We start from the raw sequence: 20,950 nt of genomic DNA, 5'->3' as shown, positions 1-20,950 counted from the left end.
TTACTCCGTGAGTCCGCGATGTGAATTCAAGCGTTCCCAAGTCCCACCACAGCCCTGCCATTATCCTCAGCCCCTCTTGAACAATACCGGTCAACAGGTGCTCATCCGGCGCACGCTGAGCACAGGCTGCATAGGAATGAGGTATCCACGGCGTCGGTAACCCAAGGGAATGGGCAAACATATCGTTAGGAATAGACCCACCGATATTGGGCAGAACTACCGGCGCACGTCCAACCGAGCGAGAAATTGAAGCCACCGCAAAGTCTACCCAAGGATCATTGGAGTTTAGTCGAGTGGCGGCGGAGGAATCCGCCATATGAATCTCAACGCCACCGAAGCCATGGTTATCCAAATGCTCTCTGAGAATCGTCTCGATTGATTCGTGTGCAGTTCCTACGACAACTCGCATGTGGCAATGAGCGATGGCGGAACGAGCTCAGCGCTTACCAGGCATGTTATTGCGCGATACCTACCAGCATGAATACCGATTGGTTTGCGGGACAAACCTGGCCTTATATTTGGTGTTGAAAAACAATCAGATGAATACCAACCGCACGAAGTGCATTTAAGGTTCAAGCCCCGTTAACCCTGCCAAAAGCGAGAACGCCTCATGATAAAAATCCTAGCCGCTGTACGCAGAAAACCCGGAATGACGCATGCCGAGTTTTTAAACTATGTGGAGCACACCCACGGAGCAATCGCTAAAGCCAAACCGCTAGGTGTCAAACGGTACGTGCAGAACCATGTCATCGACGCGGCTTTCGGGGTTGACGCCGACAATGCATACGCACAGTCCTTTCACAAGGACTCCATTACGGAGCTGTTTTTTGAAGACGTGCCAGGTTTGATTCGCACCTTCAGCGACCCCTATACCCAGCAAACCGTCGGCCCTGATGCAAAGAACTTCGCTGACCTTTCCGAGCAGCTCGCTCAATTGATGGATGAAGAAATAGAGACCGCCAACGTCGCGAAAGCCCCCCTCCAATGGAAGGCGATGATCCTGCTGAAGAAGAATCCCGCGATGGCGCTCGATGGTTTTCTCAGCGCTTGGGACGCAGCTCACGAGACCATTACCCGCGAACAGCCCGACTTCCAGAACGCCCTACGTCGGTATGTTCGCTCCCGGTACCTACCCGAGGGTGACAAGGTGACGGCCTATTTCGGGCCAAACATTACCGTATACGAAGGTGCCTCTAGCCTGTGGTTTGAAAATGAAGCGGATTTTTCGACCTTTCGGCAGTATCAGCGTGCGCTGTTTCAAAAACTTGCCGAGGGCGGCGTGGCGCTGACTTCAGCGTCTTTTTTCGCTTACGTCAAAGAGGTCGTCATTTTCGATCACTGCTCATAGAGGCCTGCATCGCGACCCTTCCCCTCCAACTGAAGGGTCGCGATCACTCAGATAGGTTCAGCCAGCGTCGCAGTGGACTCACGCATGATCTGCGCATGCTCTTCCTTGTCCCCACCACTTTTCTCTATCTCGCACAGGCGCGCGGAATTCTCGACCACGAGTTGGCAACGCTCCCAGCGCCGCATTTCGAACCGGCTCAGGGCCGTCTGTAGATTGCTACTGGCGAGCAATTCTTCGGCAAGCACGATGGCGCTCTCAATACCAATGCCAGCCCCAGAAGCCAGATGCGGCGTGGTGGCATGCACCGTGTCGCCGATCAGCACGATACGGCCCTTGTGCCAGGGCAACGGCACCAACAGATTGGCCAGCGGACGATAGTCGATATTGGCGCCCGCCTCGTACAGTTGCGGCACCAGCGTTTGCAGGATCGGGGCTGGAAACTCACTCAGCAGGCGCGCCATTTCACCCGGCCAGCTGGCCGGATCGATCCACTCGGAAAACTCGCGGTTTTCCATGAGGAACATATACATGTGCGTTTCGGAAATCGGATTGACGCCAACCTTGGTGCGTCCCAGCCAGTGACTGGGACGCACGATTTCCGGCGGACGTTTCAGCACCGCGCGCCAGACGCTCTGATGAATGGGTTTTGGCGAGGGTGCTTCCGGGAAAAAGTCCTTTCGTGTGCGCGAATGCACACCGTCAGCGGCGACGACCAGATCATAGCGTTCAGTGGTCCCGTCGGTGAAAGACACTTCAACGCCATCGTCACGCTCGATGACGCGGTCATAGGTGATGCCGAGGCGTACTCGGGTACCCACTTCCCGCGTCCTGTCGGCAAAGATTCGAGCCAGCACCGGGCGCAGGATACCGCCACCACAGGGAATCGGTTTATCGCTGACCGGCGGTCGAAGCGCCAATTGCACGATCAGGTCGCCCGCCGGTGAAAACACGTCGAAATTGGTCGACAGGTACCCTTCCCCAGCGACCCTTTCCAGAATCCCAACCGTATCAAGTGCTCGCAGAGTGGGCCCACTGAGCGTAATTCCCGCTCCCAAAGGACACCACAAAGGGTCGATTTCGACGAGGTCCACTTCGATGCCCTGACGGGCGAGCTGGATAGCCGCGGTCATACCGGAGAACCCTCCCCCGATCACCAGGACCTTACTGACTGCTGCAATCATCACGCTCTCCTAATTATTCTTATTCACTCGGGCAGACATTGCATGGCGCACCGACAAGCGCTGCGGCGTCATCGCGTCAATGCCGCAGAAACATGGAATGCCGACGAAAATGCCGGATCAGCCACGAGACTATCGAATCGGATATCAGCGCTGAAATCGCTTTGCACAATCCGAGGTATCGCTGGCGGCGATGGGTCTCGCAGATGAGCCGGACGCCTTGATCGGGATGCCTGCCTTTGCGGCAGAACAAATAAAAAGGGCCGGCGAACTGCGGCTCATGCGAACCGCTATCCATCGGCCTTTAACGACGTTAGTTCAAACGCTTTCCAAGCCATCCCAGCAGAGGTATTTAACTTCAAGGAATTCGTCGATCCCAAGGTGCGATCCCTCTCGCCCAAGACCGCTCTGCTTCACACCGCCGAAGGGGGCGACTTCATTTGAAATCAAACCACAGTTGATGCCCACCATGCCCGATTCGATGCGAGCCGCGTTGCGCCAGATGCGGGCCGCGTCACGGCTGTACAGATACGCAGCCAAGCCAAACTCGCTGTCATTGGCCATCGTAATGGCCTCGTCGTCACTGTCGAAACGCACCAGAGGCATGACCGGGCCGAAGATCTCTTCGCGAGCGACCCGCATTTCATGAGTCACATCAGCCAACAAGGTGGGCTGGAAGAAACACCCACCCAGCGCATGAGGCTTGCCGCCGGACAGCAGTCGAGCACCTTGCGCCAGCGCATCATCAACAAGGGCCTGGGATTTGCGTACCGCCGCGTCATCGATCAACGGCCCGACCTGTACACCCGGCTCCAGGCCATTGCCCACCTTCAAGCGTGCCATGCGCTCGACGATACGTTCGGCCAGTGCGTCGTGAATCCCTGACTGCACTAGGACCCGGTTCGCGCCAATACAGGACTGCCCGCCATTGCGAAACTTGGCCAGCATCACCCCGTCAGCCGCCGCATCAAGATCAGCATCGTCGAAAACAATAAACGGCGCGTTGCCGCCCAGCTCCATGGAGCATTTCTTGACCGTCTGGGCCGCTTGCGCCAACAGCAACCGGCCCACTTCCGTGGACCCGGTGAAGGTGAGTTTGCGCACCAACGGGTTGGCCGTGAGTTCACCGGCAATGTCGCGGGTGTCATTCCCCGTGATCACACTGAAAACACCGGCCGGCACACCCGCGCGCTGCGCAAGTTCAGCGAGCGCCAGCGCGGTCAGGGGTGTCTGACTGGCCGGTTTCACCACCATCGTGCAACCAGCCGCGAGTGCCGGAGCTGCCTTGCGCGTGATCATCGCAGCGGGGAAATTCCAGGGCGTGATCGCGGCGCAAACCCCGATGGGTTCACGCAGTACCACAATACGCTGAGTGTCCTTTACGCCCGGAATCAAATCACCGCGCACCCGTGTGGCTTCTTCGGAAAACCATCGTACAAACGACGCAGCGTAATCGACTTCACCGCGCGCCTCCTCCAGGGGCTTGCCCTCCTCCAGGGTAATCAGCGTGGCAATGTCCTCCCGATGTTCAACCATCAACTCATACCAACGGCGCAACACCTCACCCCGGCATTTAGCCGTCAAGCGTCGCCATGGACCAAAGGCCGCATGCGCCGCATCGATAGCGTGCCGAACTTCAGTTTCGCGGCAGCGCGGCAGCTCGATGAGCACCGCTTGATCCACCGGATTACGCAGCGTGTACCGACCGTGCGGCGTCTCGTTCAACCACTCGCCGGCGATGTAGGCACCGGTGCGCCACAGCGTCGGATCCTTAAGTAAATGCTTCACTTTGCAATCCTCTTAATCAGCAAGGGTGACGCCCGATCATGAACGCGCTATCCGGATCCGAAGTCACCGGCAGGCCCGCTGCAACCAGCCCTTGGCGCAAAGATTTCATGAGACGATCCGGCACGCGCATCGCCGGGGCACGCAGTGGGCCGCCGTTGAAGCCGGCGAGCCAGTCCTGGTATTTCCACATCGTGCGATTGAGCACCCCGGTACCGCCGGCATAGCTTTGCGCGGCGGCGCCATTGGCACTGCGTGCCGGGTTAACCTTCCAATACAACTCCATCGCTTCTTCGAAGCGGCCCGTGCGGGCCAGTTCGAAAGCTTTCGGGTAGTAGTCGCTCATCCAAGCGGTGTTGCTGGTGCCGGAGAACTGCAACTTCATCAGGCTCATCAACGGGATTGCGTCACCTTCAATCGGGCAACTGATCACCACCTGATCACGGAAGTGGTAATACATCTCGCAAATGCCCGCCGGCAGCGGAAACCCTTGCTCCGATTTGATCGCCGCGATGTTCGGACAATCGGCCAGCAGCCGACGGACCAATTCCAGCGACATACCCGCCGGATGCACGCGCTCAAAGCCCCAGAGCGGAATCGGGAAGAGCATGACGGCCAGGTCCGTCGCGTCGCAGAATGCCTTGGTGTAGTCGTAGATTTCCTGCTCGCTGGTCGGCCAGAACTGTGGTGGATAGGAAAGCAGGACGATATCGGCGCCGGCATTCTCAGCGAGTTTCACCGCCTCGATGTTCTCGGCAAGCGTGCCAAAAGCCGCGTGGAAGAACAGGATCAGGTCTTTCCCCGACTCCCGCGCCCAGGCGGTGAATTGAGCGTTGTCCTGGGCAGAGATCGCCAGTTCGCTGCAGAGCAACGTGCTGCTGTAGCCCAGGCCAACCGTGTGCTCGATGTCGTGGCGAATGCCACGCTCATTGAGACGCTTCAGGTCAGCACTGAAGCTGGGGATGGTGACAGCCGAGCAGCCCACCAGGTATTCACGGGCCCAGGCGCGGGCATCAGCTTTCTTGTAAGTGGCCATGATGATTTCCTTCGAACAGTGGAGGGGATTATTTCGAGACAGGGACAATGCTGGCAGGCAGCTCGATGCCGAGGCCTTGTTGCCTGGCGCGCTCGTACAACGCTTGTGCGATGACGACATCCTGCAGCGCCGAGCCAACCGATTTGTAGAGAACGATGTCGCTGTCTTTCTGGCGCGGATTGACGCGCCCCGCGACCAGATCCGACAGCGCGACTAATTTGTCGGCGACATAAACACCGGCGCTGATCGCAGCAATGGCGTCGCCGGTATCGTGAAGTACCTCTTGCGGCATATCGGCGACGATGCAGACGGCTCGCTCCATCGTGACCGGGTCAACCTCCCGTTGCTCAGGCAAGGTGGAACCCAACGACACGACCGTCACGCCCGGGCAAAGCCATGCCCCTTGCAACACCGCAGACTCGTCACGACTGCGTGCAGCACAGATCACCACATCGCAGTCCTTCACGGCTTCTTGCGCAGTGTTCACCGCTTGGATATCCAGCCCCGGCCTGAAGCTTTCGGCAAACCGCTCGCGGCTCGCGGGCGTAGGGCTGAACACCCGGACATGGGCGACATCGCGCACGGCCTTGAGGCAGTCAAGTGCGCCACGCGCTTCAAACCCGGCACCAATCACGCCCACCCGCAGCGCTCGTTGAGGCGCCAGCAGATCGACCGCCAGCGCAGCGGTTGCAGCGGTGCGCAAACCCGTCACCCGATTGCCGTCGATCAAAGCGCTAAGCGCCATGGTTTGCTGGTCGAACAATGCGATCAGGTAGCTGGCGCAGCGTGCCCGCATGGAGGCCGCGATCAACTTGCAGCCCATTTGGCCGCCAGCGGGAGGTACAGCAGTCAAACTGCGCAACCAGATACCGTCGCCGCGGGCCATGGAACGAGGCGGCACCATGGCATCCGTCGTAGGGCAGGCATACGCCTGCGCGAGCGCGGCAACGGCTGTGCTCCAGTCGGCGAGCGAGGCAACATCGGCGTCGCTGAGAAAAAGCGTCGGGGTAATGACTTGGGACTCTTGGGCATGATGCATATCGCTAACCTCGCAATCGGGTATCAATCATTGATTGACTGACACCCTACGAGGCGCGCACCCCACCGGATACTGCTTGGGATCGAAAGCAGCTATCGCTCAAATCGATGGCATGGACAGATTGCAAATCAGCCGTCGCACTTCACGGGAAGCACGGGTCAAGGGGCGACGGGGCGACTCGACCAGCACGACAAAGCGCTCCAGCACGGGCTCGATAATGCGCGATGAAATCAGTCGTTGATCCAGCGAGCCCGGTAGCACAGAGGCAATCGCATAACCTCCGCCAGCCGCGACGACTTCGTACTGGAGCTGGACGGAGTCGGCTTCCACGGCAACGCACAACTCCACGCACTGTTCGGCGGCCAGATGATCGAGCCTGGCCCTTAACAGATGGGGACGCCCCGGGACGACCAGTGGCAATCCAGATAGCCGCTCTAACGCAATGTCTCGCTCGGCAAAGAGCGGATCGCGGGCTGGCCCTATCAAATGCAGCGCCAGCCTGGCCAGTAGATACGCCTCGCCGATGCTGGCTTCGTTCTCGCGCAGGACCAGCGCCATATCCAGACGACCATCCTGCAACTGCTCTTCGAGTTGCGCACTCGCGCCCTCGATCAGGTGCAATCTCACACCCGGCATCTGTGCTTGCACCGCCGCGAAAAGCGTACCGGCAAACCGCCGGACCGCCGAAGGCAGCATCCCCACGACCACCTCTCCCACCGGCTTTCCACGCCGGGTACGAATGTCATCGGCCAGGCCTTCGGCGTCCGCGAGAAGACTCGATACGCAAGGCAGCAACTGCTCCCCAAACTCAGTCAGGAGCACCCCACGGCCGGTACGATGAAACAGCCGCTCGCCACATTGCGATTCGAGCTGAGCAATGTTTCGACTCACCATGGACTGCGGCATATCCAGTAAAACAGCCGCTTTACTGAGGCTTCCAGCCGCCGCGACCCGCACAAACAATGTCCAGCGGGGATCGACAATCGTCAAAGCAGCGTCCGCAGTCACGCTCATTCCTCGAAAATCGCTACGGCACGGACAAAACCAGCCGAAGCGTGCCTGATCTTGTAGGGGAAGCAGGACACCTGGAAGCCATGGGCAGGCAGGCATTCCAGGTTGGTCAGTTTCTCCATCTGGCCGTAGCCGATGTCACGTCCGGCCTTGTGCCCTTCCCAGATGATCGACGCGTCACCCGTGGCGGCGAAGCGTTCGCGCGTGTACTTGAACGGCGCATCCCAGCTCCAGGCATCGGTGCCGACCACGCGCACACCGCGCTCAAGCAGATACAACGTGGCCTCGCGACCGATGCCAACCCCGGCATCCAGATACCCAGGCTGGCCAAACAGCGCCCCGGCGCGGGTGTTGATCAAGACAATGTCCAACGGCTGGAGGACGTGTTCGATGCGCGCCAGCTCGGCTTGCACTTCGGCAGCGCTGACCACATGGCCATCCGGCAAATGACGAAAGTCCAGTTTCACGCCCGGTTGCAGGCACCATTCCAACGGCAACTCGTCGATGCCAAACGCCGGCTTGCCACCGTCCGTGGTCGAGGCGTAGTGCCAAGGGGCGTCCATATGCGTACCGCTGTGCGTCGTGATCTGCAGGCGCTCAGCCGCCCAGGACTCGTCGCCGGGCAGTTGCGCCTTGGACAGGCCGGGAAACATCGCGGCCATCTCCGGCCAGCCTTGCTGATGGTCCATGTAGTCGATTTTCGGCAGCAACGGCGGTGGATCGGTGTAAGGGTTGTTGTCCAGGGTAACGGACAGGTCCACCAGGCGGCGTTTAGTTGATTGCATTTTCGCTCACTCCAAGCGCCACCCGCCCACGCGCACGACGCGTCGGGGTAGCCGTGTTCAAACTGTTACGTATCAAGGCGGCTGCCGAGCCGTCATGGCGAAAGCCAAGGGCGCGGGCCAGAGGGGTTTTCATCGCCGGAAAATTGCCGAACAACGCTTGCAGCCCGGCATCCGGTGCGAAGCTGATCAATGCGCGGCGTTCCTGGCCATAGGCCGCGGCCAAGGCATCGATGACCTGGGCAATGGACAGGTGCAACAGCGGCAGTTGCCAAACGCGTGACTCACCGAGCTCGGCAGCCGGCAGTTCGGCAGCCCGTAGCAGGTTATCCACGCAACACCGCACGGACATCCACCATGCCTGCGCCTGCAGTGAGACCGGGCAGCAATATGGCTGGCCTTCGGCGAAGGCGTGCAGCAGGTCGCTCATGAACGCCGAACGCAGTCCATTGGGTTCACGTGGACGTGCGACAATGCCGGGCAGGCGCACGGCACGACCGTCCACCTCGCCTCGTCGGGCAAGGTCGTTGAGGGCCATTTCCACCATCACCTTGTGCGCACCGTAACTCAGCTGCGGGCTCGGCACCGCACGCTCATCCATGCGGGCCGGCAGGTCGCCACCGTACACCGCCACGCTGCTGGCATAGACCAGCACTGGCCGGCCCGGCTGTTCGCGCAACTGATCAAGCAGTTCCAGGCTTGCCAACAGGTTGACCTGATAGCCCAGCGAATAGTGCTGCTCGGCCGCGCCACCCGGGACGCTGACCAAGTGAAAAACCACATCAATGCCATCGGCCAACGCACGGCGCAATAACGCGGCGTCGGTCACACTGCCGCAGTGCCGGCGCAGGCGCTTATCGTCAGCAAAGCCCACCAACTCTTTATCCAGCAGGATCAACGCGCTGATCGACCGGCCTTGTAACGCATTGGTTTCGAGCAATCGTTTCACCAGCGCCCGCCCGACAAAACCATTGGCCCCGGTAATCATCACGCGCATGGGATACCTCCGCGCACGACACGCTGGTCTATCGCCCCGAAAACCGACTGCCCTTGCTGGTCGAAGACTTCCATGCGCACGCGATCGCCAAAGCGCATGAAGGGTGTCTGTGGCGCGCCCTGCTCGATCATCTCGACGGCACGACGTTCGGCGATGCAGGCCGCGCCAACCGTGGGGTCGGCATTGGAGACGGTGCCGGAACCAATCAGGCAGCCCGCCCTGAGGCGCCGGGTCAATGCCGCGTGGGCAATCAACTGATGAAAGCCGAAATGCATGGCACCGCCATGGGCATGGCCAAACCACTTGCCATTCCATTCAACCTTCAGCGGCAAGTGCACACGCCCATCGCGCCAGGCCTCGCCCAACTCATCGGGGGTGACCGCCACCGGGGCAAAACTGGACGAGGATTTGGCTTGGATAAAACCGAAGCCAGTCTTCATTTCACGGGGGGCGAGCGCACGCAGGCTGATATCGTTGACTTGCAGAATGAGCCGAATATGACGGCTGGCCTGCTCTGCCGAGCAGCCCATGGGCACGTCATCGACCAACACCGCGTACTCGCCTTCAAAGTCGATGCCGTGGGCCTCACTCGGTAGAACGATGTCGTCGTGAGGGCCCAGGAAATCATCGCCGCAACCCTGGTACATCAGCGGGGTGTGTTCAACGCCTTCGATCGGATCAAGCGCAAACGCCTTTTGCATCCGCTCCCCGTGGCTGAGGAACGACGAGGCATCCAACCACTGCCAGGCACGCGGCAAGGGTGCGGCGGCCTGCGCTGGATCGAAGGCAAAGGCACCGGCCTGGGTGCCCTCATTCAAGGCCTCATACCGCACGCGCAAAGCGGCCTCGACGCTGGACCAATGATCGATGGCATCCTGCAGCGTCGCGGCAATATCGCTGGCATCCACCGCCCAGGCCAAGTCGCGGGACACCACCAGCAGGCAACCGTCGCGGTTGTGATTCTTGAGGGTACTGAGCTTCATGCCGGTTCTCCTTGCAGCTCGGGGGCGAAGCGGCCATCGAGCAGCACGAAGAGCATGCGGGCCATCTGCTCGGTGCGATTGCTCCAGGCGTGGTTGGTGCCTCGCTGCACGACGATGTCCCCGCGCTTGAGATGCACCTCCTCGCCATCGAGCACCAGCCAGACCTCGCCCTCGGTGACCACGCCGTAATCGAGGGTTTCGGTGCGGTGCATCAGCTTGTGCTTGGAATCAGCCTGCCCCGTGCCGGCATGGGCCTGGCCAATTTCGGCGAAAGCCGCCGCCGCGTCCTCGGCGCTGACCTGGTTCTGCACGCTGTCAGGCGGAATATCCACCACGCGAATCACACTGCCCAGTGGGGCTGGACTCAATTGAAGCGGCTTGCGGGTGGGGTCGTCGCCGTTGTCTAGCACGGCCGGGCTGGCGCCACTGTTCCAGATCTCATGGAAGACCGTGCCGGGTACGGCCTTGAGCGGAAAACTGTTCGGCGTTGGTCCGCTGAGCGCGACCACCGCCTGGCCCTGGGCATCGTGCCCGGTGACCACGCGTTTGAAACCAGGAAGCTGTTGCATGTTCTAGTCCTCAATCAGTTGGCGAAACGCGCCAGCGGGTAACGATGAATCCATGTAAAAACCTTAGAGATCGAGCACCAGCCGCGCGCTCCTCGCACGCGAGCAGCAAGGCGTGAACTGGTCGTTGCGGGCCCGCTCGGCATCGGTCAAGAACATGTCGCGATGGTCCGGCTCGCCTTCCAGTACGCGCGTGAGGCAGGTGCCACAGATGCCCTGTTCGCAAGACAACGGGATGTCGATGCCGGCCTCCAGCAGCACCTGGGCAACGCTGCGATCGGCAGGCACCTGCAGACACCGCCCCGAACTGGCCAACTGCACCTCAAAGCCGCCCGCCTCACCCGTCGGGACAGCGGCGGTAAAGTACTCACGGTGCAGTTGCGCCTCGGCCCAGCCCTGCTCGCGCGCAGTGCCGAGCACGTGCTCCATGAAGCCAGTAGGGCCACAAACGTACAGGTGGCGATCGGCGGCGGGCATGGATAAAACCCGGGCGGTGTCGAGACGCTGGGAATCCTCACCGTCGTCCACATGGATATGCACACGGTCGGCAAATGGCGAATGGCGGATGTAGTCGATAAAGGCCATGCGTTCAGCCGAGCGACCGCAGTAGTGCAGCTCGAAAAGCGCGCCAATCCGAGCCAGGCGCTCGGCCATGCAGAGGATCGGCGTAATGCCGATACCGCCTGCGAACAGCACGCTGTCCCCGGCCGCATGCTCCAGCGGGAACAGGTTGCGTGGCTCGCTGATCCGCAGCCGGCTGCCTTCGTGCACCTGCTCGTGCATGGCCTGCGAGCCGCCGCGAGACGCCGGGTCGAGCAACACGCCCAGCAGGTAGCGGTGGCGTTCTTCAGGGTGATTGCACAGCGAGTACTGCCGCACCAGGCCATTGGGCAGGTGCACGTCGATATGCGAGCCGGCGCTGAAAGCCGGCAGAGGGCGACGATCAATCGCGGCCAGTTCAAAGCTGTAGATGCCTTCGGCTTCGCGGCGCTTGCGGGTCACAACGACATCGATCATCACTGGCTACCCATCGGCTGTTCAGCGGCGATCAACCGACGCAGAACACGTCGGCAACGCACAGCCCCTGCATCGACCGGCAGCAACACCGGGTTAAGGCCAAGCAGCTCAACCTCGCCAATCTGGCGCTGTTGAGCCTCGACCATGGGTTTGTCCTCACCGGCGAAAATACCGATCAACATCTCCTGGACGAAGGCATTCAACTGCGCATTGTCCTGCTCGAAACTGCGCGTGTTGGCGAAGAAGTAATGGGTATTGGTCGCGTCCTGCGGTGTCATCAGGTGCAGGTTCCATGTCACGGGTCCCTCTTCCCTGGGGCACCCTGGAGGCGTGGCGCCACTGCCCAGCAGCATCAGGCCGGGGGCGTGCCAGATGACCTCGGCCCAGACGTCCGCCCGAGTCGGATCTTCAAGATGAGCGCCGAAGGCCGGTGGAGGCACATCATCCGGCGCCCACCAACTGATGCGCACGCGATCGTTGGGCAACTCCTCGATGGTGGCGCGCGTGCGGGACAACGCTCCGCCACCGAGCGTATCGGGGTGCAGGAAATCAACGTGGCTCAAGTCCATGATGTTGTCGGCCAGCAGCTCGTAGTGCGCACGCGTCGGCAAATAGCCGTGCCCTTTGGCGTCGGTTGGCGCCTGCTCGAAAAAGGAAAAATCAGGGATCAGCGCATCGTTGGCCACATTCGGATCGCCAGGCCAGACCCAGATTGCCCCATGGCGCTCAGCGACCGCGAACGCGCGGACACAGGCAGCCTTGGGGATACTCCCATCGCCGTGGGGATTGTGCGTACATTGGCCACTGCCATCGAAACGCAAGCCGTGGTACGGACACTGAACGCTGTCGCCGACAATCTTGCCCATGTGCAGCGGGGCAAAACGGTGCGGGCAACGATCGGCGAGCGCCTGGATCGCACCCTGGCTATTGCGAAAGAACACGATGGGGTGCTCGACGATGGTTCTGCCAAGCATCCCACCTTGCGCCAGCTCGTCCGCCCATCCAGCGATGTACCAGGTGTTGAGCAAATAACTCATGATGTTCTCCTCGTTTTTCTTATTTTGATGACACGTCGAATGGGCAGATCAGCGATCAGTGTCTGCGGCAACCGCAGCGGGAAAAACTGACCTGCGGCCACGCAACCGAATGCAGGCCAGGGCCACCAACAGTTGAACGCCCGCGACGATTCCCAGTGCGGCTGGCAAAGCGCTGATCATTCCCCCGGTAATCGCCAACACCACCAGCGGGCTGGCGAACTCACCGGCAAAGAACATCGCCGTGAAGCCGCCGGCGGCGCGGCCGCGCTGTTGGAAGTCGACCTGGCTCATGATCCAGGTGAGCAGGGTCGGCATCATCAGGCCGATGCCCAGGCCATTGATCAGGACGGCGATCACCACCAGCCCATGACTGTCGGCCACCGCCAGCAGCCCGCCACCGATACCGGCCGCGACGAAAGCCAGGAGCATCTGCCGGTGCGCAGGGACACCACGCAACAGACGGAAACTCAGGGCGCCGACCAGGACGCCAAACTGACTGGCGCCCATGGTCATGCCGATCTGCTGCGAGCCTTCGACATGCAGCAGGTTGAGCAGGTAACCGACTTGTACCGGTACGATGAACAGGCTCAAGCCCGCCAGGAATGCCAGGGCATACAACGGTGCCAGGGGGCGCCAGGGGAATGCCCTGCCCACCGCTGTTATCGCGGTGACGACCTGCGCCCGCGGCTCCCACAGCAACCAGACCATCAGCGGTAGAAACACCAGCCCCAGCCCATACAGGGCAAACGGCGTGCGCCAGCCGTGCTCGCCGAGCACGCCACCGACGGCAATGAAAATCGCCGCCGACAACGAGGTCGCAACCATTTGCAGGGCGAACATGCGTTCACGCCGCGCGCCGCTGTAGTAGTCGCCCATCATCGTGGTGCAACAGGTCATGATCGCTGCCTCGGCCACGCCGATGCCGGCGCGGCTGATCACGATGACCTCTAGCGACTCCAGCCATAGCGGCAGCACCCCACAGACGGTGTAGAGAAACATCGCGCCGATCAGCAACGGCTTGCGCCCGAGCCGGTCGGCGATAATCCCGGCCACGGGTGCCAACAGCGCAATCATCAATGCCGGTAGCGTCAGGGCAATGGGCACCAGCACGGCTACGCCCGGCGTGTCGGCGAAGTGCTCCTGCATACGCGGCAGGATGGGAGCCAGCAGCACCGCACCGAGCACCGGCAGGCAACTACCGAGTAGCAGCAACAACGACTGTGGCAAACCTGCCTGGCGTTCAACGTTCATCGCGTACCTCCGGTGGTTGGGTCGCGCAAAACGCCATGCCGAAGGCACTCAGGCCGGCGATAAGGTCAAGCCATAGAGACTGCTGGAACAGCGACACACGAGGCATGGGAAAGTCCTTTCTTGTTGTTATGACGCGACGGAATTGGCGGCTGTTGTCGTTTGATCGTGTCCCGAAGTCAGGCGCAGCGAGTGCTTCATGCAGGCCCCCTCCTCGGCTACGGCCGGCATCAGCGGCAGGCTCGTCGGGTGGTTGGGGCTGGCCTCAGCCTGCCCCGTGCTGACACGTTCGCTCGGCAACAGGAAGTGAGCCAGGGCCGGCAACAGAACCAGCGCACCGACCATGTTCCAAACGAACATGAAGGCCAGCAGCACACCCATGTCGGCCTGGAACTTGATCGGCGAAAACATCCAGGTGGCCACGCCGATCGCCAGGGTCACACCGGTCAGCATCACCACCTTGCCGGTGGACAGCAGTGCCCGGTAATACGCGTGCGACAGGCTGGTGCCCTGGCGCATATGAGCGAGCAGGATGCTCATCACATACAGCGCGTAGTCGACGCCGATTCCCACGCCGAGGGCGATCACCGGCAGGGTCGCGACCTTGACGCCGATGTTCAGCCAGACCATCAGCGCCTCACAGAGGATCGACGTGAGCATCAGCGGAATCACCGCGCAAATCGTGGCGCGCCAGGAACGGAAGGTGATCAGGCAGAGCAGGATCACGGCGCCATAGACCCAGAACAGCATTTCGCGGTTGGCCTGCTTGACGACGATGTTGGTCGCCGCCTCGATCCCGGCATTGCCAGCGGCCAGGAGGAACTGGACCTCGTCGGTATTGTTCGCCGCGGCGAACTGTTCGACGTGATCCACCAGGCGGGTCAGGGTCTGCGCCTTGTGGTCGGAGAGGTAGACGTACAGCGTCAGCAGGCTGCAGTCTTCGTTGTACAACCCGCGCGGTGCTCCGGCGGTGACCATGTTGAGCATCGCCTGGTTGTTCTGCAGCTCATACCACTTCGGGCTGCCTTCACTGAGGCCCACCAGCATTCGGCGGTTAAGCAGCGCCAGGGAATTGGTCGAATCAACCCCTGGCAAGGTGCGCAACTGCCAGTCGAGGGCATCGACCTTGCGCAGGATGTCGTACCGCGAACAGGCGCTGGCTGGCGTCTTGATCATGACCGCGAACAGATCGCTGCTGGCGCCATAATGACGGGTCAGGAACGCGTCATCCTGGTTGTAGCGCGAGTCCGCCCGCAGCTCGGGCGCGCCTGCGTCCAGATCCCCAACCTTCAATTGCAGGCTGACGATGAAGCCGAGCGTCGCCAGCGCCAGGCTCAGGGCGATGCACAACGCCGCCCAGCGCCGCTGGGTGAACAGGTCGAGAAAGCGCCAGAATCCGTGGCGATTCTGACCGGCCTGTTCAGCGTGCTCGCTTTTCAGGCTCAGTCGCGCGGCGCGACCGCTGACCCCGACATAGGAAAGCAATATCGGCAGCAAGATCAGATTAGTGAAGATCAGCACCGCCACACCGATACTGGCAATCATCGCCAGGTCCTGGATCACCTGGATCTTGATGATCATCAGCACCGCGAAACCGACCGCATCGCAGAGCAGCGCGGTGAGACCGGCAAGGAACAGGCGGCGGAAGGTAAAGCGCGCAGCGACGACCCGGTGCATGCCCCGCCCGATGTCCTGCATGATGCCGTTCATCTTCTGCGCCCCATGGCTCATGCCAATGGCAAACACCAGGAACGGCACCAGCACCGAATAGGGGTCCAGTTGATAATTCAGTAGCGGCAGCAGGCCGAGCTGCCAGACCACCGCCACCAATGAGCAGAACACCACCAGCAAGGTGCTGCGAATGCAGCGGGTGTACCAATAGAGCACCACCGTGGTGATCAGGATCGCCACGGCAAAGAACCCCAGGATCTGCCGCAGGCCGGCGATCAGGTCACCGACTTTCTTGGCGAAACCGGTGATACGAATGTCGATGCTGTCGCTCTGGTACTGGCTGCGCAGCGATTCGAGTTGTTGCGACAGCCGGGTGTAGTCCAACGGCTGGCCATCGGGGGTGCGCTGCAGCAGCGGTACCTGGATGATGCTCGAGGCCTGGTCGAACGCCACCAACTGGCCAATTTCGTTGGACAGTTGGACATTGCGCCGCAATGCCGCAAGGCTCGCCGCACCGCCATCGTAGTTGTCTGGAATGACCGGCCCGCCGTCCAGGCCCGCTTCGGTCACCGCCACCCAGCGGGTAGCCGGTGTCCAGAGCGACTTCATGTACGCTCGGTCGACACCGGGCAGCAGATAGATCTTGTCGCTCAACGCCTGCAGCGTCTTGAGGTAGGCGCTGTCGTAGATGTCGCCCCGCTTGTTGACCACCGCGATGCGCACCGAGTTACCCAGCCCGCTCAGTTCCTTCTGGTGCTCAAGGTAGTTGGCGATATAGGGCTGATGGGTGGGAATCATTTTTTCGAAACTGGCGTTGAGCTCGACACGACTGGACTGCCACCCCAGCACCAGCGTGGTCGCCAGGCACAGTAGCAACACCCACAGGCGATGGTTGAACAGGGCTCGCTCAAGCACCGAACCGGAACGCGGATCAAAGTCTTCGAACGCATTCGCGGGGGACTGGGAAAAATTACCAGGGGACGTCATAACCTCACTCCGAAGCGGCAGTGGCTGGCTGCGCAAGACGCTGCAGCCCGGTGAAACCGGCAACGATCAAGCTGCCATCGGCGGCCTCGATCACACTTGAAACAGGTTTGCCCAAGGGCTCGCCCAGTTGCTGCAGCGTCGCCCCGCTCTGCTCACCGTTGAGAAACAGCGCGCCACCCTGGTTGACCAGCAGCACTTGGCCGCCGGCCAGGCGGGTGGCGTCGTTGAAAGAAATCGGCATAGGGACAGACAGGTGCTGGAAGCTTGCGCCACCGTCATTGGAGATAAAGGCATTGCCTCTCAGACCACCCACCAACAGGGCGCCATCGGCGCGGCTCTGCAAGGTGAAAAAACTGCCTTCATAGGGACTTTCCAACTGACTGAACGACACCGCGTCGTCATCCGAGCGCGCCAGGTAACCCTGCTCGCCAGCCAGGAACCAGCGCGGTCCCTGATGACTGATGGCGTACAAGTGCATCCCGTTCGGGTTGGCGATGTGCCCCATCAGCGACTGCCACGTGGCACCGCCGTCCGCGGTCCACAGCGCCAGGCCGTAGGCACCGACGATCAGCCCGTGTTGTGCGTCGATGAACTCGATCGCCAGGAACGGTTTGTCGGCGCCATCGGCGACGAGACGCTCGGCATTTTGTATACGTGCCAATGCGTCATCCGGGTTGGCAGCCGTGGCCTGGTCAGCCTTGGCGGCGTCCAGTTCGAGCTGAGCCGCACGCGCACCGTCGAGTTGCAGCGTCCAGTGCTCGCCACCATCGCGGGTGACCAATACCACGCCAGCGTGACCCACTGCCCAGCCATTGCGCGCATCGACAAACTGCACCGCCGTCAGGCTGACCGAAACCGGTACCGGGGCCTGACGCCAGCTTTGCCCGTTGTCGTCGGAGAGCAGCACCAGGCCGCGCTCGCCCACGGCCACCAAACGTGTGCCGGCCCGCGCCAGATCGATCAATACGCTCTTCTGCGCCGCCGGCACCGCCATGGCCGGGGTGCTCAACGGTGCGCCCACGGCAGTCGGCCCTGCCAGGCACTCGCTCGTGGCGAAGGGCAAATACACGGCCAAGAGCACAGCGCTCGCCTGACTGATTCTGTTCATAACCTAACCTCGGAAAAACACTCGCACCCCAAGGGCAGACCGACAGGCCTGCCCTTCACGCTCAGCCCAGATTTAACGCACGCCACGCCCCGCCATCGCCGCCGGCGAGAACTCCGAGGCCTTGTAGCGATCAACCGCGTGATACTGTTCCGGCAATCCGGCATAGAGGTTCTGGATAAACCACGCGCCCGAAGTCAGGTCATAAAAACCGGCAGACAGCTGCACCAGGCCTGGCAGGTCGGGCAATACGGAAGGCAGCGACCAGAGGGTCTTGGCCAGTTGGCCGCTGGCATCCCAACGGTCGCCGAGCAGGGCCTGCCAGGTGTCCTCGTCGAGGTAGTAACGGCCCTTGGGCAACTGGTGGCGCTTGCCGGCGGCCAACGTCGACTCGACCACCCAGACGCGGTGCAATTCCCAGCGCACGTATTCCGGGTTCAGATGGTGCTTGCCGAGCAGGTCCTGCGGCTGGGCAGCGTTTTGCACCTTGTTGGTGTTGTAGGGGACATACATCTCCTGCTTGCCCACCAGTTTCCAATCGAACCGGTCTGTACGCCCACCCCACACACTCAACTCATCGAAGGACATGACCCCGGCGGTGGACGGCGTCGGCGTGTCGCAGCAAGCGTTGGGCAGCGTGCGTACCCGGCGTTGACCGCTCAGATAGACATGGGCCTGGGATTTGTCACCGTTGATGTTCTCACGCCCCAGGATCTGCTCACCGGCACGAATCGCTGGGCCGAGATTGATAAAATGCACCTGCCAGTAGTCGCCCGAGTAGTTTTCAGGGCCGCCCTCCTGGAAGTAATAGGGCATTTCCTGAGTCAATAGACCATCGCTCGTCATCACCTGGTTGCCATCGGCCGTCATCAGATAGTGGCGAAAGTGCCCCGCCACCGAAGTGCCGCGCCAGTTCAGCACATGGTTCCAGATAGCTTCGGTACCATTCTGTGGAATCGGAAACGGAATTCCGCCATAGGCACCTTCAGGGATTAGGCCGGCGCTGCTGTTGACCAGTTTGGCGCGGGTCGCATTCTTGAGCGTGTTGTCATAGACCCACTGCGGCGCGGCCGCCGTGCGCCGGGTCGGATAGACATCGATGCGATAGGTGTCCGGGAAACGCTTGAACAGCTCCTTGGTGCCGTCGCTGAGCTTGTCGGCGTACTTGGCCAGGTTCTGGGCGGTGATGCTGTACAAGGGTTTGTCCGCGGCAAACGGATCGCCGCGCTTACCACCGGGAGTGTAGGCCGGATCGACCTTGGTGTAGCCGCCATCCCAGGCCGGAATACTGCCATCGGCATTGCCGGCTTTCTCGGCACCCAAGGGTGTCAGGGTCTTGCCCAGCGCGGCCGCTTGTTCAGCGCTGGCGGCCAGGGTCATCGGCGCGGCAGCGGCCAGCAGGGTTAAGCACAAGGCCTTTAGAGTGAACTGAATGGTCATGCGCAAATCCTCTTAGAACGTGGTCTTGACGGAGAAAGCCAGGTAGTCCCGGTCCTTCAACGACTGCTTGTAGTTGAACTGGTTGGCGGCGTTGAGGCTGGTGTCCTCGGGACCGTAGAAGTGGGTGTAGGTCAGCCCTACGGTCACTTGGTCCAGGTAGGTGGCGGAGACGCCGATGTTCATGTCCCCACCTCTATCGGGGCCAAACCCGCTGATCACCGCCGACTTGCCCATGGGGAAGTAGCTGATGCCCAGCGGCACGCTGATATCGACGCCAGGGAAAAACTGGCGATAGGTGGGCGTGTACACCAGCTTCAGGCCCAGGCCGTCATCGGTGGCGTTAGGGTCGAGGGCTGCGCGGTTCCTGGTCACGGCCAGCAGGCGGTTCCAGGCGATTTCCCCTAACAGGCTGGCTTCATTGGCGACGAAGGAAGGGCCCAGCGATGCCAGGACGTTGAGGTTGACGTGAGCCGTACGGCCGACGGCATAGAGGGCGTCATCGTTGTTGTCCGCGTCGACACCCGCCAGGACGGTCTGGGCGTTGGACACCAGCGGCATGTTCCAGCGCATCGATGCCTCGCCGGCAAAGCTGTACTCGTCCACGGAGGTCGCAAAACTGGCGCCCAGGACGCGGATGTCTTCCGGGTAGATCCAGGAATATTCGCCGACTTGCCCGGTACTGAAGTTCGGCCCGGTGGCATTCGGCTTCAAGTACAGCGTTGGGGTTTTCTCGTGATATTGGAGCGCGTACAGACCGTAATCCGTCGTCCCGGTGTTGTACTTGAGCTGCAGGCCGCCTTGGCCGGAGCTCCTGGCTTTCTTGTCCTTACCATGGAAAAACGCAGCCGGGCTGTTGGCGTTGCCGCCAAGGAAATCCGGGAAGGGTCCGCCAGTGATCAGCCGTTCATTGCCTTCACCGATGGTATCGCTGGTGGAGAAATAGCTGCCGGCGCCCGGCAAGCGGGTGGCCTCCCACTCCAACTGGTAGAAGGCGCCCAATGACACATCGTCGGTCAGTTGGTAGGCGGTCGAGAGCTGATTGACCGGCCGGGTGATTTCCTTGAACTGGGTATTGGGCACCGATTGCGCCTTGACCACGTCCACCGGGGCCATGGCACCGGCAATGCCGTTGCCGCCGAAGAACAGGCTTTCACCCCAGATCAGGCCGTGGCGCCCCGCGCGAACCGATAAGGCACGCTCGGCCAGCTCACCGTTCCAGTAGACAAAGGCATCCAGTAGTTCGCCGTCGCCGCCATGCAGATGGCGGGTGTCGCTGGTGAATTCGTCGAAGCCCACCGAACGCTGGTTGGCACTGGCCGCGTCGTTATTGTCGTTGCGGTCCTGGTAGACGGTGTCGTACCAAGCCGCACCGCTCAGGCGGGCACCGAAGTTGTGATAACCGATGTCCAGTTCGGAAAGAATATCCAGGCGATTGGAGATCAACCCCTTGCCGAAGTTGTGATCGCCGTCATTCTGATTCAACGCCGTTTGCCCCTCGCTGAGCTTGCTGCTGGGGTCTTTCAGGCGCCAGGCCGCGCTGTACTTCAGCGTGTTGTCCCAGCGCAAGCTGAGATCGGGGTTGCCGGTGTCGATCTGAAAGGCTTGGGCAGCCGAAGCGCCAAGCCCCAGGCTGGCCGCAAGGGTCAGGGTGAAGGGGACGCGCCGCGACGCAGCGATCTTGCGAGTAGCCATCGAAGTAACCCTCTTTATTGTTGTTGTA

The 20,950-nt window shown here is 61.3% G+C and carries 17 protein-coding genes; 1 reads left to right on the top strand and 16 read right to left on the bottom strand.

Features of this window, described 5'->3' with window-relative positions:
• Positions 1-649: 649 nt before the first annotated feature.
• Positions 650-1,348, top strand: coding sequence for an EthD domain-containing protein (locus tag BLT00_RS01455; RefSeq protein ID WP_256572740.1), 699 nt, complete (start codon positions 650-652; stop codon positions 1,346-1,348).
• A gap of 47 nt (positions 1,349-1,395) precedes the next feature.
• On the opposite strand, the gene BLT00_RS01450 is transcribed toward BLT00_RS01455, so the two are convergent.
• The 16 genes from BLT00_RS01450 to BLT00_RS01375 all read right to left on the bottom strand — a co-directional run bounded on the left by BLT00_RS01450 (position 1,396) and on the right by BLT00_RS01375 (position 20,922).
• Positions 1,396-2,529 carry an FAD-dependent oxidoreductase gene (locus tag BLT00_RS01450; protein WP_092142628.1) on the bottom strand — a complete coding sequence of 378 codons (1,134 nt, stop codon included), beginning with the start codon at positions 2,527-2,529 and terminating at the stop codon, positions 1,396-1,398.
• A gap of 315 nt (positions 2,530-2,844) precedes the next feature.
• Positions 2,845-4,314 (bottom strand): NAD-dependent succinate-semialdehyde dehydrogenase, encoded by a 1,470-nt coding sequence (locus BLT00_RS01445; RefSeq protein ID WP_092142631.1) that lies wholly within the window; start codon positions 4,312-4,314, stop codon positions 2,845-2,847.
• Between the two features lie 16 nt (positions 4,315-4,330).
• Complete coding sequence (locus BLT00_RS01440; RefSeq protein WP_092142633.1) at positions 4,331-5,347, bottom strand: dihydrodipicolinate synthase family protein; 1,017 nt, start codon at positions 5,345-5,347, stop codon at positions 4,331-4,333.
• Between the two features lie 28 nt (positions 5,348-5,375).
• Positions 5,376-6,386: an ornithine cyclodeaminase family protein gene (locus BLT00_RS01435; RefSeq protein WP_092142636.1), complete on the bottom strand. Its 1,011-nt coding sequence runs from the start codon at positions 6,384-6,386 to the stop codon at positions 5,376-5,378.
• 99 nt (positions 6,387-6,485) lie between these two features.
• Positions 6,486-7,400 (bottom strand): LysR family transcriptional regulator, encoded by a 915-nt coding sequence (locus tag BLT00_RS01430; RefSeq protein ID WP_256572739.1) that lies wholly within the window; start codon positions 7,398-7,400, stop codon positions 6,486-6,488.
• A complete protein-coding gene (locus tag BLT00_RS01425) occupies positions 7,397-8,182 on the bottom strand; it encodes a cyclase family protein (protein WP_092142639.1) in 786 nt (261 codons plus the stop codon). The genes BLT00_RS01430 and BLT00_RS01425 overlap by 4 nt, the downstream gene beginning before the upstream one ends.
• Positions 8,169-9,176 carry an NAD-dependent epimerase/dehydratase family protein gene (locus BLT00_RS01420; protein WP_092142641.1) on the bottom strand — a complete coding sequence of 336 codons (1,008 nt, stop codon included), beginning with the start codon at positions 9,174-9,176 and terminating at the stop codon, positions 8,169-8,171. Before BLT00_RS01420 ends, BLT00_RS01425 begins: the two co-directional genes overlap by 14 nt.
• Positions 9,167-10,159: a fumarylacetoacetate hydrolase family protein gene (locus BLT00_RS01415; RefSeq protein WP_092142644.1), complete on the bottom strand. Its 993-nt coding sequence runs from the start codon at positions 10,157-10,159 to the stop codon at positions 9,167-9,169. Before BLT00_RS01415 ends, BLT00_RS01420 begins: the two co-directional genes overlap by 10 nt.
• A complete protein-coding gene (locus BLT00_RS01410) occupies positions 10,156-10,728 on the bottom strand; it encodes a cupin domain-containing protein (protein ID WP_092142647.1) in 573 nt (190 codons plus the stop codon). Before BLT00_RS01410 ends, BLT00_RS01415 begins: the two co-directional genes overlap by 4 nt.
• Before the next feature lie 63 nt (positions 10,729-10,791).
• Positions 10,792-11,742 (bottom strand): PDR/VanB family oxidoreductase, encoded by a 951-nt coding sequence (locus BLT00_RS01405; RefSeq protein WP_092142650.1) that lies wholly within the window; start codon positions 11,740-11,742, stop codon positions 10,792-10,794.
• A complete protein-coding gene (locus BLT00_RS01400; RefSeq protein WP_092142653.1) occupies positions 11,742-12,779 on the bottom strand; it encodes an aromatic ring-hydroxylating oxygenase subunit alpha in 1,038 nt (345 codons plus the stop codon). Before BLT00_RS01400 ends, BLT00_RS01405 begins: the two co-directional genes overlap by 1 nt.
• Positions 12,780-12,827: 48 nt before the next feature.
• A complete protein-coding gene (locus BLT00_RS01395) occupies positions 12,828-14,030 on the bottom strand; it encodes an MFS transporter (RefSeq protein ID WP_092142656.1) in 1,203 nt (400 codons plus the stop codon).
• Positions 14,031-14,156: 126 nt separating this feature from the next.
• Positions 14,157-16,685 (bottom strand): efflux RND transporter permease subunit, encoded by a 2,529-nt coding sequence (locus BLT00_RS01390; protein ID WP_092142659.1) that lies wholly within the window; start codon positions 16,683-16,685, stop codon positions 14,157-14,159.
• Positions 16,686-16,689: 4 nt separating this feature from the next.
• Positions 16,690-17,793, bottom strand: a complete 1,104-nt coding sequence (locus BLT00_RS01385; protein WP_092142662.1) for a WD40/YVTN/BNR-like repeat-containing protein — start codon at positions 17,791-17,793, stop codon at positions 16,690-16,692.
• A 72-nt stretch (positions 17,794-17,865) separates the two neighbouring features.
• A complete protein-coding gene (locus tag BLT00_RS01380) occupies positions 17,866-19,230 on the bottom strand; it encodes a DUF1329 domain-containing protein (protein ID WP_092142665.1) in 1,365 nt (454 codons plus the stop codon).
• Between the two features lie 12 nt (positions 19,231-19,242).
• Positions 19,243-20,922, bottom strand: a complete 1,680-nt coding sequence (locus tag BLT00_RS01375; protein WP_092142668.1) for a DUF1302 domain-containing protein — start codon at positions 20,920-20,922, stop codon at positions 19,243-19,245.
• Positions 20,923-20,950: the final 28 nt, after the last annotated feature.

Origin of the sequence: Pseudomonas sp. NFACC51 (genome assembly GCF_900103575.1) — a bacterium.
GTDB lineage: Bacteria > Pseudomonadota > Gammaproteobacteria > Pseudomonadales > Pseudomonadaceae > Aquipseudomonas > Aquipseudomonas fluorescens_Q.
This window is presented reverse-complemented; position numbering and strand designations above follow the sequence as displayed.

Bases quoted from the DNA above. Each gene is read 5' to 3' on its own strand.
- BLT00_RS01455 (WP_256572740.1), top strand. From the start codon at position 650: ATGACGCATGCCGAGTTTTTAAACTATGTGGAGCACACCCACGGAGCA.
- BLT00_RS01450 (WP_092142628.1), bottom strand. From the start codon at position 2,529: ATGATTGCAGCAGTCAGTAAGGTCCTGGTGATCGGGGGAGGGTTCTCC.
- BLT00_RS01440 (WP_092142633.1), bottom strand. From the start codon at position 5,347: ATGGCCACTTACAAGAAAGCTGATGCCCGCGCCTGGGCCCGTGAATAC.
- BLT00_RS01435 (WP_092142636.1), bottom strand. From the start codon at position 6,386: ATGCATCATGCCCAAGAGTCCCAAGTCATTACCCCGACGCTTTTTCTC.
- BLT00_RS01430 (WP_256572739.1), bottom strand. From the start codon at position 7,400: ATGAGCGTGACTGCGGACGCTGCTTTGACGATTGTCGATCCCCGCTGG.
- BLT00_RS01425 (WP_092142639.1), bottom strand. From the start codon at position 8,182: ATGCAATCAACTAAACGCCGCCTGGTGGACCTGTCCGTTACCCTGGAC.
- BLT00_RS01420 (WP_092142641.1), bottom strand. From the start codon at position 9,176: ATGCGCGTGATGATTACCGGGGCCAATGGTTTTGTCGGGCGGGCGCTG.
- BLT00_RS01415 (WP_092142644.1), bottom strand. From the start codon at position 10,159: ATGAAGCTCAGTACCCTCAAGAATCACAACCGCGACGGTTGCCTGCTG.
- BLT00_RS01410 (WP_092142647.1), bottom strand. From the start codon at position 10,728: ATGCAACAGCTTCCTGGTTTCAAACGCGTGGTCACCGGGCACGATGCC.
- BLT00_RS01405 (WP_092142650.1), bottom strand. From the start codon at position 11,742: ATGATCGATGTCGTTGTGACCCGCAAGCGCCGCGAAGCCGAAGGCATC.
- BLT00_RS01400 (WP_092142653.1), bottom strand. From the start codon at position 12,779: ATGAGTTATTTGCTCAACACCTGGTACATCGCTGGATGGGCGGACGAG.
- BLT00_RS01395 (WP_092142656.1), bottom strand. From the start codon at position 14,030: ATGAACGTTGAACGCCAGGCAGGTTTGCCACAGTCGTTGTTGCTGCTA.
- BLT00_RS01390 (WP_092142659.1), bottom strand. From the start codon at position 16,685: ATGACGTCCCCTGGTAATTTTTCCCAGTCCCCCGCGAATGCGTTCGAA.
- BLT00_RS01385 (WP_092142662.1), bottom strand. From the start codon at position 17,793: ATGAACAGAATCAGTCAGGCGAGCGCTGTGCTCTTGGCCGTGTATTTG.
- BLT00_RS01380 (WP_092142665.1), bottom strand. From the start codon at position 19,230: ATGACCATTCAGTTCACTCTAAAGGCCTTGTGCTTAACCCTGCTGGCC.
- BLT00_RS01375 (WP_092142668.1), bottom strand. From the start codon at position 20,922: ATGGCTACTCGCAAGATCGCTGCGTCGCGGCGCGTCCCCTTCACCCTG.